The sequence below is a fragment of the Paenibacillus sp. FSL H8-0048 genome (assembly GCF_038002825.1).
In the GTDB taxonomy this organism is placed as follows: domain Bacteria; phylum Bacillota; class Bacilli; order Paenibacillales; family Paenibacillaceae; genus Paenibacillus_AQ.
This window is the reverse complement of record NZ_JBBODF010000001.1, coordinates 2,345,558-2,359,432: the sequence shown is the minus strand read 5'-3', so window position 1 is coordinate 2,359,432 and position 13,875 is coordinate 2,345,558. Positions and strand designations below refer to the sequence as shown.

The window sequence follows — 13,875 nt, the reverse complement described above, 5'->3', positions numbered from 1 at the left end:
TGCCCGTAAGGAGCGGGTTGTTATCCGTCATATGGGCTAAACATCATTAACACTAATGGGGGGGTAACGGATATGAGATTTACTGTGCGGGTTAAGAGAATATTTACCGTCCTGATGGTTCTAGCTTTGATCAGCTCTAGCCTAGGTATCGGTCCGGCCAGAGTAAGCGCTGCAGTGGTGAAAGCGGAGCATGCAGGTGATTTGCAGACGAAGTCCGCCGGGCCGGACCCGGCGGAGACGAAGGACTGGAACGAAACCTCAACGGTAACGGAGATGGCTTATAAGGCAGAGGGCTTGTACATAAACGCAGCGGACCATAATGGCACCGCTCTGTATACGGCTCCTGAAGGTGCGGGTGAGCTGCAGCCGGTTCCAGCGGGACATCTGCGGGTTCATTACCAGCGTGCGGACGGCAATTATGCCGATCTGGGCTTGTGGACCTGGGGCGATGTGGCTTCCCCGTCTACGGACTGGCCGAAGGGTGCGGTTCCCTTCCCGGCAAGACAGACCGATGCCTATGGCGCATATGTCGATCTGCCAGTCAAGGATGGGGCGAAATCAGTCTCCTTCCTTGTCGTCAACCGGGTGAACGGAGTTAAGGAGATGGAGAACGGGGACAAGACGTTCCTGATCGGTACTCCGCAGACCAATGAGGTCTGGATCAAGGAAGGCTCCAATCTGACGACACCTTACGAGCCGGTATCCCTCCCTGAGAATACGGTGCGGATTCATTATTCACGTGCGGATAATAATCAGAGCCAGTACGGCCTGTGGCTGTGGGATGATGTCGCCTCGCCGTCCGAAGGGTGGCCGAAGGGCGCAACTCCGTTCGCGCCGGAGCATAAGGATTCCTATGGCGCATACGTTGACATCCCGCTTAACGAGAACGCGAAGACGATCAGCTTCATCGTCATGAAGCCTGCCAGCGGTGACAAGGATGGTCCGGCGGGCAATGAGAACAAAAGCTTTGCTTTTCTGGACCGCTACAATCAGCTATGGGTGAAGGAGAATGATCCGAACGTCTACACCTCGCCGTTCGGCGAGACGCCGGTCGGCCTGTTGTCTGCGGAGGTGCTGTCTGCCGGCAAGCTGGTGCTGGGCTTCACCATGACGGACGGGCTGGACCCTGCTGCGCTGAAGAGTGCCATTTCCGTAAAGGACGCGGAAGGGACGGCCATTCCGGTCACTGCAGTGACGATTACGGGCGAAGGCACCCTGGAGGTGGCTACCGGTGCTTTTGACCTGAAGAAGACGCCGCTCAGTGTAACTTACGCCGGGACAACGGTATCCGCTTCCACCGGCTGGAGAATGCTCGATGAGATGTACAATTACACCGGGGATGATCTGGGAGCCGCGTACCATCAGGACGATCATTCGGCAACGCTGAAGCTGTGGGCGCCGAAGGCAAGCTCTGTGACTGCTGTGGTGTATGATGCAGCCGATGCTGACCGCACGGTTGGGCGTGTGGAGCTAACCCCTGGTGAAAAAGGTGTCTGGTCGGCCCGGCTGAGAGCCGCTGATCTCGCAGGTGCACCGGGTGCCGGGGATGTGAGAGGCTTCTACTACCAGTATGAGGTCACCAATGATTCGGTCACCCGGCAGGTGCTTGATCCTTATGCCAAGTCGATGGCTGTGTTCACCGTGAATACGGCAGGGGAAGCAGGCGCTGGCGGCGATACGGTCGGCAAGGCGGCCATTGTTGATCTCAGCACAACGAATCCGCCAGATTTCCAGGCGGCTGATATTCCTGGCTATGAGGAGCGCGAGGATGCGGTAATCTATGAGGCGCATATCCGGGACTTCACCTCCGACCCAGCGATTCAGTCCAGTCTGGGCGGGGAGCGTTGGGGCACTTATGCAGCTTTTGCCAAAAAGCTGGATTATATCAAGTCCCTTGGGGTGACCCATATTCAGCTGCTGCCGGTCATGGCCTGGTATTACGGGGATGAGACGCAGATGAATGAGCGGGAGCTGGATTACTCGGCCCAGGGCAATGAATACAACTGGGGGTATGATCCGCACAGCTATTTCTCCCCGGATGGAGCGTATTCCCAGCGTCCGGCTGACCCCGAAGCGCGGATTAGAGAGCTGAAAGGCCTGATTGATGCGGTACATGAGGCCGGAATGGGCGTTATTCTTGATGTGGTATACACCCATATGGCCAAGAAGGAATTGCTGAACGATATTGTGCCCGGATATTATGCCTTCCAGGATGCGCACGGCAACTTCATCGGCGGCTTCGGCAACAACCTGGCAACCAGCCACAAGATGGCCGAGAAGCTGATGGTGGATTCGGTAAAATACTGGTTCGAGGAGTATAAAATCGACGGGATGCGCTGGGACATGATGGGAGACGCGACAGCAGACGCAGTTCAGGCGGCTTATGATGCTGCGGAGGCCATCAATCCGAAGGCGCTGTTCATCGGCGAAGGCTGGATTACCTTCGGGGGAGATGCTGGTGAGCCTGAGCTCAAGGGACAAGGTGCCGACCAGAAATGGATGGACAAAACGGACAGCGTCGGCGTGTTCTCCGATGAATTCCGCAATGAGCTGAAATCGGGCTTCGGCTCGGAGGGAGAGCCGCGCTTCATTACCGGCGGAGCACGTGATCTGAATACGATCCTGAACAATATCAAGGCCCAGCCCTCCAATGTTCCGGCGGATGATCCGGGCGATATGGTGCCTTATATCGAGGCGCATGACAATCTAACACTTCACGATGTGATTGCCTTAACGCTCCGCAAGAATCCGCAGCTTGCGGAGAATGAGCTGGAGATTCAGAAGCGGATCAGGCTTGGCAATCTGCTGCTGCTGACTTCACAGGGCACAGCTTTTCTCCATGCCGGACAGGAATACGGGCGCACAAAGCAGTGGATGGCGGCAGGCGTTCCCGAGCAGAAATATACCGAGGTGCGGGATGTCGGGGACCAATCGGTCAGTTATTTCATCCACGATTCCTACGATTCGTCTGATAGCGTGAATAAGTTCGACTGGGCAGCAGCAACGGATGCGTTGAAGCATCCGGTACAGAATGAGACCAGAGCCTATACGGCCGGTCTGATCCAGCTCAGGAAATCAACCAATGCCTTCCGGCTGGGCGATATAGGGCTGGTGAATGCCAATGTCAAGCTGATCCAGGCTCCCGAGATGCAGCAGCAGGATCTGGTCATCGGCTACTCCAGCAAGGCTACGGATGGAACCGGCATCTATTATGTCTTCATGAACGGCGACAATAAGGCAAGAACGTTGACCTTACCGGAGGACCTGTCCGGGGCTGAGGTCGTAGCCGACAGTGACCAGGCCGGTACGGCAGCGATTGCTGCGGCGGAGCAGAGCGGCTTCCGCCTGAGCGCTGAGTCGATTACGATCGACCCGCTGACCTCCGTGATTCTGCGCAAGGAGGCACCGGCAGCGGTGTTAACCAAGCTTGCCGCCGACAAATCTGCCTATTCGCTACAGGCGGGCGGCACACATCAGGCGGCGGTTACCGCCACCTACGATGACGGAGCTTCAAGCACAGTCACCGCCAAGGCACAGTATGTATCAGATAAGCCTGAGATTGTCACGGTTACCGGCAAAGGGCTGATCCAGGGACTGAAGGCGGGCACGGCTACCATAACGATTACGTATGGCGGCTTGTCTGTTCAAGTCACAGTTGAAGTCGCAGCGAAGCCAGCGGACGGCAAGCGGTATGTGCAGTTCACATACACTCGTCCCGACAAGGATTACAAGGACTGGAGCGTATGGCTCTGGTATACCGGAGCCGCTGACGGAGAGGTCAAGCTGCCGGAGCCAGCAGGCGGTTCCGCAAGCTCCAGCGTGCTGATCGAGGTGGGCAAGGAGGCCACCCGGGTAGGCTTCGTGCTGATCAAGGGGCTGGACTGGGCGGACAATAAACAGGATATAGCGGAGGACCGCTATATTGAGCTGGTGCCGGGCGAGCTTTTCACCAAAGTCTATGTCACCAGCATGGTTCAGGAGCTTAACGTAATGCCGGCTATCCGTGGTCCGCTCCTGCAAGGAGAAGCTGTAACATTCCTCTACCGGGATGACGAGCTGTTCCGCAGCGGGGCTATATCGGCCATTACGGAAATGAAGGTGAAGGTGAACGGAGCCGAGTATCCGATGACGTATGATACGGCCAAGGAGTGGTTCAGCTACCGGCTGGAAGGACTGCAGGAGGGCACTTATAAATATAGCTTCATGGTTACCAAGGATGGTGTGACCCGCGAGCTGACAGACCCGCACAATACGGTGGACGGCGAATCGGTGATCCGCTACCACAAGCCGGAGGTGCAGATTACAGCAGAAGTCAGCCCGCCTGCGGTGAACTTCAATGAGAACGCTGTGATTACGGTAAAAGCAGCCTCTGCGGAGGAAGTGTCCTACACGGATGCTTATCTCGATCTTACAGAGCTGGGCGGACCTGCTAAGGTCAAGCTGGATACCGGGCTGATGCAGCAGACTGTGTCGGTGAAGCAGAATGTAACAGCCGGACACAAGAATATTCCGGTGGTTCTGGTGGACCAGTACGGCAATGCGCACCGGCAGACGGCTGAGATAGAAGTTAAGGCTAGAACGTACAGTGGCGCGAAGACAGATTTTGACTGGGATGAGGCCCGGATCTACTTCGCGCTGACTGACCGCTTCAAGGACGGCGACCCTGATAACAATGAGAATGTGGACACAACCCATCCTGAAGCGTATCACGGCGGCGATTTCAGAGGGATGATCGATAATCTCGATTACCTGAAGGAGCTTGGGATCAACACTCTTTGGATTACACCGGTTGTCGATAATATCGATTTCAACCAAGGGGTAAGCTTCGGCGGTAAGCAGTATGCCTACCACGGGTATTGGGCGAAGGATTTCACGAAGCTTGACGAGCATCTGGGCGACATGGACACCTTCAAGGAGCTGATTGACAAGGCGCATGACCGTGGCATCAAAATCATGGTCGATGTTGTACTCAATCATGCCGGCTACGGGCTGAAGGAGAGCGACGAGCAGCCTGGAGTGACGGCCGAGGATAAGGCGCGCTTCGCAGGAATGCTGCGCACGGATGGAGTACAGGCAGACAAGGATGTCATTCGGGGCGAGCTGAGCGGGCTTCCAGACTTCCGCACCGAAGATCCTGCGGTCCGTGAGAAACTGATCGCCTGGCAGACCGGCTGGCTGAACAATGCACGGACAGAGCGCGGAGATACAATTGACTATTTCCGGGTAGATACGGTTAAGCACGTGGAGGATACAACCTGGAAAGCGTTCAAAAACGCGCTGGCCACGATCGATCCAAGCTTCAAGCTGGTGGGCGAATACTTCGGCGGAACCGCCGGTAATGACGGCGGAACGCTGGAGAGCGGCCAGATGGACGGGCTGCTGGACTTCGGCTTCAAGGAGCAGGCGAAGCGGTTCACCGGCGGGTCCATTACCGCTGTCGATGCCTATCTCCAGGAGCGTGAAGCGAAAATCGGCAATACCCGAATGATGGCGCAGTTCCTGAGCAGCCATGATGAAGACGGCTTCCTGTCCGAATACGTGGACGGAGACGAAGGCAAGCTCAAGGTTGCTGCTGCCCTGCAGATTACAGCCAAAGGCCAGCCAGTTGTCTATTACGGCGAAGAGCTGGGCCGCTCAGGCAAGAATGCGGGCAATATGGCCGAGGGCGAGTTCAGCGGGAACCGCAGCGATATGCCATGGGATCAGCTGGATGCGGAGCAGGGGCTTCACGATCACTACAAGAAGCTGTTGAATATCCGTGCGAATTATTCTGAGGTGTATGCCAGAGGAACCCGCAGCTGGCTGGCAGGTAATGATGAGTCCGGGTACTTAGCCTTCAACAAGCAGTATGGCAAAACGAATATTGTGACGGTCATCAACAGCAAAGCAGAAGGACAGAAGGCGGAAATTCCTGTTCCGTATGAACCCCTGTCTGCTGTGAAGGATGAATACAGCGGCAAGGAGTATACGGTATCGGCGGCTGGGAAGGTTAGCATTGATCTGCCGGGCAGAGATGCTGGCGGTACGGTCATTCTGTCGGCGAAATCTGAGGCGGTGGTGCCGACGCCAGTGCCGACAGCAACACCAGTGCCGGGTGGAGAATCCGGAGGGACTCCGTTGGTTACACCTTCGCCTAGCTCTCCGGCGGTTCCGGGAGATATCCAGGAAGTCAGTGAGGCACAGCTCAGTTCTGCTACGGATGGCCGAGTGGAGCTGCGCATGGAGCCGGGCAAGACAGCGGTACTGCTGCCGCTTCAGGCAGCCGGCTTACTGGGCAAGAACGAACTGGTTATTCAATCGGAGGGGCTGTCTGTTACGGTACCGAGTGCGGTGCTTGCGGATGCTGAAGCCTTAGTTAAGAAAGCGGACGCTGAAAGCACGCGAATCCTGCTGGAGCTTCGTCCGCTTAGCCCGGTTGCGGTACAGGAGGAGGTCCGCAGGCTCAGTACGGAGAACAGGTTAGCGAGTGCGGCGTCAGGAATCTACGAGCTTAAGCTGCAACTGGTCAAGCATGACGGTACACGCCTGCCTGTTAACTCATTCAAACAACCGGTTACTTTAACACTCAAGCTTACAGGCCATCCAACGAAGGATTGGACGGGGGTGTTCAGTCTGGAGGATGGCGGTGTGCTGCGGTATATGGGGGGAGCAGTCCAGACGGACGGTTCCTACACGGCGGCAGTTACACAATCCGGCAGGTATGCGGTGCTTGAGGTGCATACCGTCTTTAAGGATGTACCGGGCACTCACTGGGCTTCTGCTGCAATTACATCGCTGGCTGCGAAGCAAATCATTACCGGTGTAACCGCTGAGGCCTTTGAACCGGCCCGGACGGTGACCCGTGCGGAGTTTACGGCGCTGCTGATGCGGGCCTTGGGACAGTCCGGGCAAGGACAGACAACGTTCGAAGATGTCCATCCTGGTGCGTGGTACGCCACTTATGTAGAGGCAGCTGCAAGTCAGGGGATCATCAATGGACGCAGCCGCAGCTCCTTTGCACCGGATGCGGCCATAAGCCGTGAGGAGATGGCCGTGATGGCTGTCCGTGCCCTGGAGTTCAAGCAGGGAGAGAAGCTGGCAATGGCAGCGCCACCGGCAGGGTATGCAGATGCTTCCGGCATTCGTGAATGGGCGAAGGCTTATGTCAATGCTGCTACAGCCTTGAAGCTTGTAGAGGGCAGAGAGCAGCGGCAGTTCATCCCCCAGGGACAGCTGACCCGTGCAGAGAGCGCGCAGGTGATCTATAACCTGCTCAGCCGCCTGTACAAGTAATCCGGCTTTATAACGAAACAGGGTATTCCGCCAGCCTGAAGGCTGCTGCGGAATACCCTGTTTGTGTTGCCGGTAACTGCCGGTGTATAAAGCGAATTCACTCAACATTGCCGGCAATTTACAAAAGCAATTTGAAGTGGCACTTCAAAGATTAAGGCGTGGATCATTGGACGTTTTGGGTGTACAGACTGCAATTAAGCGTAACATTTCGCCGTGTACCCTAACTGAGGCCCGGCATTACCTTAACAAGCTACTGGTTAAAATAGTCTCGCAAGGTATGCTTGTGATGTTACCCTAGGACAAGTTGGCCTGAAGCACGGCGAAGCCGTATGCCGGCAGCCGCAGTGACAGCTTGCCGCGTTCGGCGCGGAGCGCTTCGCCGGTCCACAGATTCTCCCAGTTGCGTTCCTGAACGTCCAGCCGGAAGGTCTGCACCGTCTCCTCCGTATTGATCAGCACGATGATCAGATCATCGTCCAGACTGCGCTCATATGCCAGCTTACTGCCCCCGGCTCCGGCTTCAAGGAAGGTGAAGCGTCCGGTACGCAGTGCCGGATGGCTGCTGCGGATCTCAATCAGCTTACGGTAAAAGTTGAACAAATCGCGGTCCTGCCGCTCAGGGTCCCACTCCATGCATTTCCGGCAGTCCGGGTCGCCTCCGCCATCCATTCCGATCTCATCTCCGTAGTAAATGCAGGGCGTGCCCATGAAGGTGAACTGGAACAGCGCAGCCAGCTTCATAACGTTCTTATCTCCCTCTGCCACAGTCAGCAGACGCGCAGTATCGTGGCTGTCAAGCAGATTGAAGGCAACCTCGCTGGCCTGGAGCGGATAGCGGGACAGCTGTCTGCCGATCGAATGGGCGAAGCCTTTCGCATCCAGCGTTCGGTAGACGAAGAAGTCAAGCACCGCATCGGTGAACGGGTAGTTCATTACGGCATCGAATTTGTCGCCTTCCAGCCAAGGGGCTGATTCATGCCAGATCTCGCCCAGAATGTAAGCCTCAGGATTGGCGCGCTTCACTACTTTGCGGAAATCACGCCAGAATTCGTGATCCACCTCGTTGGCCACATCCAGACGCCAGCCGTCGATGCCGACCTCCTTAATCCAATACTCTGCGACCTTCAGCAAATATTCCTTCACCTCAGGATGCTCCGTGTTCAGCTTCGGCATCAGCGGCTCGAAGGCGAAGGCATCGTAAGTCGGAATGTTGTTCACGACCTGGAGCGGATATTCCCGGATATGGAACCAGTTCTTATACTCCGAATCCTCGCCTTTCTCCAGTACATCCACGAACGGGGCGAAGGTACGGCCCGCATGGTTGAAGACCGCATCCAGCAGCACACGGATACCGCGCTCATGGCAAGCATCGACCAATCTTTTCAGCGTGTCCACATCACCGAAATGCGGATCGACCTGCATATAGTCCTCGGTGTCATATTTGTGATTGGTGGTGGCAGTGAAGACTGGTGTGAAATAAATGCCCGTAATGCCCAGCTCTGTCAGATGGTCAAGATGATCTATGACACCCTGCAGATCTCCGCCGAAGAAATTATCCGGCCGGGGGGTTCCGCCCCAAGGCTCCACATGATCAGGACTTATGTCAGGATTGCCGTTAGCGAACCGTTCCGGGAAAATCTGATAAAACACCGCATCCTTGACCCAAGCCGGAGGCGTGAAGACATCACCGCGGCTTATGTAGGGGAATTCAAACAGCCGGTTGGGATTCGCGGGACGCTCCTTCTGGAAATCACTCTCTGTCATCCAGATCCTCTCTTGGCCCTGCTGCAGCAGGAAGCCGTATTTCAGCCTGCGGTAGAGCGGCACCGATTCGCATTCCCAGTAATCGAACATCGCATCGGAAGTGAACAGGGTCATCGGGATTAATTCCTTGGTGGTGTCCCAGGCATATTTATCGCCCGCCCAGGCGAAAACCTCAGTCAGATCGCCTTTCTTGGCCCGCAGCCGCAGGTGGATGGTGTTGTGATCGTAGGCGTACGACCAGTTCAGACGGGGACGATGATACACGGCTTCTAATAACATAATAATTCCTCCTAGATTTAGTTTGGCTATATAGAGTGAACTTAGAAATTTAAATTAAGGGAAAAGTGGCGGAGGGGAATTTTGGAACTGGAGGAGCGGTAGCGACCGCCTGAAAGCTTTACGCAGGAAAGCTCGCATCGTAAGCATCAGCAGTCTGCGGATTTCAACCGTTATCAACGGTATATCAAGAAATCTGCGGACAACAGCGGCCGGAAGTCCAAAACTTCTCTGGAGTCACGGCTAATCCCAAAACATAAAAACCAGTAGTTCAATTTATATAGATTACGCACCCGATTCTGCACATGGCAAAAAGGCACAACCGCCGGTCAGATTACGCCGAGGTTGTACCCGATAAGGGACAGTGCCTTTAGATTGGTGAAGAATGAGGTGTTTCATGATGGTTTGGATTATAGCATGGAACAAAATGAGGTTCAAGAGGTTTGTACAAACAGTTGCACAAAGAAAACTCAACGGGAAACCGATTTCCAAAGTCTGTAAATTGATAATATTTAGCAATTATACAACAAAATTCGTCTAAATACGACAAAAAATGCAGATTCAAATTTTGAAATTGAAGTATATTTAAGTTATTTAAAGAAATCATGCGATATATAGAGTAAAAGTAACAATTTCCGCGTTAAATAGCCGAATTTCATTGATTTTATAGTGTGCAAACGTTTTTACAACTACAAGCCTGCTGATGTATTATGAATTCAGGAATGAAGCGCTTTCTAAACCGGGTATAACGTATTCGGAAGAGGCACAGGAAGAAAGCAGAATTTTTTTTGAATCCTCTGAAATCGTTTGCGCAAACTAGGGAGCGTCATCGTACAATCGAAAGAAGCATCAGCGTAAAGTGGAAAGAAGATTCATCGTCAAATCAAGTGATATACACACACAGGAGGGGTTAAAAGGAATGGATCTCAAAAAACTTATGGTTCTCACCGCAGCGTGCTCGATGGCAATCTCAATTACGGCGTGCGGCTCAAACAACAATACCGGGGGAAATGCAGCGGCGACTAATGCGCCTGCGGAAAGTGCGGCAGCTACAGATAATGCAGGGGCTGGCAGCGACAACGCTCCGGCAGCGGGTGAGATCGTCCCTGAAGAAGGCGCTTCCCTAGTGATCTGGGAGAGTAAGGAAGAAAGACAGTTCGCCGAAGAAGTCGCGAAGCAGTTCACTGCCAAGTATAATGTTCCGGTCAAAATCGAAGAGGTAGCCCCGCCGGATCAAGTCGGCAAGCTTACCCAGGATGGTCCTTCCGGTCTGGCTGCGGACGTCATCGTCATTCCTCATGATAATCTCGGCAAGGCGGCCAGCGCGAGCCTGCTGCTTCCAAACGATATTTTTGCAGAACAGACCAAGGCGGAGAACACGGAGGCTTCCATCGTAGGTTCTTCCTATGACGGCGAGCTGTACGGCTATCCTAGAGCGGCAGAGACCTATGCGTTGTTCTATAACAAGTCTCTGGTCAAAGAAGCTCCGAAATCCTTCGATGACGTTATTGCCTTCAGCAAAACGTTCACCGATAAAGCCAAAAACCGGTACGGCATTATGTGGGAAGTGGGCAACATGTACTTCAACTATCCGTTCATCGCCACTACCGGCGGCTACCTGTTCGGCAAAGACGGTACCGACAAGGACGACATCGGCCTCAATAATGAAGGTGCAATCAAAGGTCTGACTGAATTTGCCAAGCTGAAGGAAGTCTTGCCGATCAAGAGCGGTGACATTAACCCGGATATCAAGCGCAGTCTGTTCAACAGCGGGGATGTAGCTATGGATATCACAGGACCTTGGGAGCTTGCCGGATATAAAGAAGCGCTGGGCGACAAGCTGGGAATCGCCCCGGTTCCTACCATTGACGGCAAAACTGCCATTACCTTCTCCGGGATCAAAATCTTTACCGTCAACGCCTACACGCAATATCCGAATGCGGCTAAGCTCTATGCACACTTTGCTTCCGGCAAAGATTCGCAGCTGACACTTAACAAGCTGGTCGGCTCCGTACCGACGAATCTCGAAGCGCTGAAAGATCCGCAGATTACGGGTGACGAGTTCGTATCCGCTTTTGCTGAGCAGGCCAAGAACTCCCAGCCAATGCCTTCGATTCCTGAAATGGGGAACGTCTGGAGCCCGGTGAATGCAGCACTTCCGGCCATCTGGGATAACAATACCGATCCGAAGGCAGCCATGGACAAAGCTGTAGAGCAGATTAAAGACTTGAACAACGGGGCTTCTGCCCAGTAACTACACAACCATCAGCTTACCGTGGAATTAGAGTTGCCCGCCGCATAGTCTGCGGCGGGCAGTTTCCTTGAATTCCGCACGGAGAGGAGAACGGAAGGGAAATGCAGCGACACAAAGCGAGAGCTGGAATACTGTCGGCCATTTTTATGGGACTCGGGCAAATATATAACCGCCAATTCATCAAAGGGCTTATGTTCATAGCTGTAGAAGCTGTGGCACTTATCTATTTCATTAGCAATCTGGGAAGAGCCTTCTGGGGGATCACCACACTCGGGGAGTCGCCAAGCCGTCTGGAAAAGGTCAAGGGGATTGCCAAAATGGTTCCCGGGGACCATTCCATCGTCATTCTGATTGAAAGTCTGATTACCCTGCTGTTCTTTGTGTTATTCCTGATTGTCTGGTACATGAATATTAGGGATGCCTATAAAATCGGAGCAGAACGCGAAAACGGGCGTCCATCGCATACATTTAAACAATCCGTACGTTATATTCTGGATTATAAATTCGCCCAGAGCTTCCTGCTGCTCCCGGGACTTGGGATTCTGTTCTTCACCATTATGCCGATCATCTTTATGATCATGCTGGCCTTTACCAACTATGCTGCACCGAACCACATTCCTCCGGCCAAGCTTGTAGACTGGGTTGGATTCGAGACCTTCCGCAATCTGCTGGTGCTGAAATCATGGAGCCATACCTTTTACGGTGTACTTACCTGGACGATTATCTGGGCGGTTCTTTCGACTGTAACTACTTATTTCGGCGGGATGCTGGTTGCCCTGCTGATTAACCAAAAAGGTATCCGCTTCAAGGGCATGTGGAGAATGCTCCTGATCATCCCTTATGCCATTCCGCAGATGATCTCGCTCCTCTTGATGCGCAACTTGTTCAACGGGCAGTTCGGCCCGATCAACCAGTACCTCGGCTTTTTCGGACTGAATGGATTGCCATGGCTGACTGATCCGTTCTGGGCTAAAGTGACAGTTATTGTCGTGAATATGTGGGTGGGTATCCCGGTATCCATGCTGCTGATTATGGGAGTGCTGACTACCATTCCGCGCGATATGTATGAGGCGGCTGAGGTGGACGGTGCGACCAATTATCAGAAATTCCGCATCGTCACCCTGCCGATGATTCTGTTCTCTACCGCGCCTACACTGATTATGCAGTTCGCCGGTAACATCAACAACTTCAATGCGATCTTCCTGCTGACGGGAGGGAACCCGGTGAACGGGAACTACCAGTATGCGGGTTCAACGGATCTGCTCGTTACCTGGCTGTATAAGCTGACGCTGGATCAGAACAAGAATAATATGGCGTCTGCAATCGGCATCATCTTGTTCATCATTGTTGCCGGGTTCTCCCTGTACAATTACCGCCGGACCAAATCGTTCCAAGAGGAGGATATGATTCAATGATTATCGGACGCAAAGCTGCGAACTTTATTCGCCTCTGCTTAAGCTATATTGTTCTCGTTGCCCTGGCGGTCGCTGCAATCTATCCGGCACTCTGGATTCTGCTTGCATCGTTCCGTCCGGGTAAATCCCTGTACAGCAAGACGCTGATTCCTGAGACATTCACTCTCGCCCACTATAAGGAGCTGTTCACCTCACCGGTCTATATGTTTGGAACCTGGTATGGGAATACGCTTAAGATTGCGGTGTTCTCGATGCTGATCGGGGTCGTGCTGACGCTGTTGACCAGCTATGCCTTATCCCGGTTCCGGTTCAAAAGCCGTAAGACTACCATGTCCACACTGCTGATTCTCGGGATGTTCCCTGGCTTCATGAGCATGATTGCCATCTATCTGCTGCTGAAGGAGTTCAATCTGCTGGATACCCATCTGGCGCTGATTATCGTCTATGCGGCCGGAGCGCCGCTTGGTGGAACGCTGATTGCCAAGGGCTTCCTGGACACGATTCCGCGTTCGCTGGATGAAGCCGCACGGATTGACGGGGCGAGCAACTTCGGGATTTTCACCCGGATTATCCTGCCGTTGTCCCGTCCAATGATCACCTATATAGCGCTGACCCTGTTTGTCGGCCCGTGGGTGGATTTCATCTTCGCCAAGCTGATTCTGCGGACCAAGGAGAACTGGACGGTTGCCGTGGGGATGTGGGATATGGTCAATACGATGCAGAATTCCAACTTCACGCTGTTTGCGGCGGGTGCCGTGTTGATCTCTGTACCGATTATGATTCTGTTCGGCTTCCTGCAGCGCCTGCTGGTTGACGGGCTGACTGCGGGAGCAAGCAAGGGATAGGAAATAGTAATTAAACAATGTATGTACGAATAACGGGTGCGGCCTTGAA

5 protein-coding genes are annotated in these 13,875 nt (G+C 53.8%); 4 read left to right on the top strand and 1 reads right to left on the bottom strand.

Annotation, left to right across the window (positions count from 1 at the left end):
- Positions 1–72: 72 nt before the first annotated feature.
- Entirely contained in the window at positions 73–7,272 is a 7,200-nt protein-coding gene (locus NSU18_RS10220) for a pullulanase (RefSeq protein ID WP_341148929.1), read from the top strand.
- Positions 7,273–7,566: 294 nt separating this feature from the next.
- Here NSU18_RS10220 and NSU18_RS10215 read toward each other — a convergent pair whose 3' ends face one another.
- Complete coding sequence (locus NSU18_RS10215) at positions 7,567–9,315, bottom strand: alpha-glycosidase (RefSeq protein WP_341148928.1); 1,749 nt, start codon at positions 9,313–9,315, stop codon at positions 7,567–7,569.
- A 916-nt stretch (positions 9,316–10,231) separates the two neighbouring features.
- On the opposite strand from NSU18_RS10215, the gene NSU18_RS10210 reads away from it, so the two are divergent.
- The 3 genes from NSU18_RS10210 to NSU18_RS10200 all read left to right on the top strand — a co-directional run bounded on the left by NSU18_RS10210 (position 10,232) and on the right by NSU18_RS10200 (position 13,826).
- Positions 10,232–11,566 carry a sugar ABC transporter substrate-binding protein gene (locus tag NSU18_RS10210; protein ID WP_341020007.1) on the top strand — a complete coding sequence of 445 codons (1,335 nt, stop codon included), beginning with the start codon at positions 10,232–10,234 and terminating at the stop codon, positions 11,564–11,566.
- A gap of 101 nt (positions 11,567–11,667) precedes the next feature.
- Positions 11,668–12,981: a sugar ABC transporter permease gene (locus tag NSU18_RS10205; RefSeq protein WP_341148927.1), complete on the top strand. Its 1,314-nt coding sequence runs from the start codon at positions 11,668–11,670 to the stop codon at positions 12,979–12,981.
- Positions 12,978–13,826 (top strand): sugar ABC transporter permease, encoded by an 849-nt coding sequence (locus NSU18_RS10200; protein WP_341020010.1) that lies wholly within the window; start codon positions 12,978–12,980, stop codon positions 13,824–13,826. The genes NSU18_RS10205 and NSU18_RS10200 overlap by 4 nt, the downstream gene beginning before the upstream one ends.
- Positions 13,827–13,875: the final 49 nt, after the last annotated feature.

What these genes read in the sequence shown, in the direction of transcription:
- NSU18_RS10200 (WP_341020010.1), top strand. Translation starts at nt 12,978, where the DNA reads ATGATTATCGGACGCAAAGCTGCGAACTTTATTCGCCTCTGCTTAAGC.
- NSU18_RS10215 (WP_341148928.1), bottom strand. Translation starts at nt 9,315, where the DNA reads ATGTTATTAGAAGCCGTGTATCATCGTCCCCGTCTGAACTGGTCGTAC.
- NSU18_RS10210 (WP_341020007.1), top strand. Translation starts at nt 10,232, where the DNA reads ATGGATCTCAAAAAACTTATGGTTCTCACCGCAGCGTGCTCGATGGCA.
- NSU18_RS10220 (WP_341148929.1), top strand. Translation starts at nt 73, where the DNA reads ATGAGATTTACTGTGCGGGTTAAGAGAATATTTACCGTCCTGATGGTT.
- NSU18_RS10205 (WP_341148927.1), top strand. Translation starts at nt 11,668, where the DNA reads ATGCAGCGACACAAAGCGAGAGCTGGAATACTGTCGGCCATTTTTATG.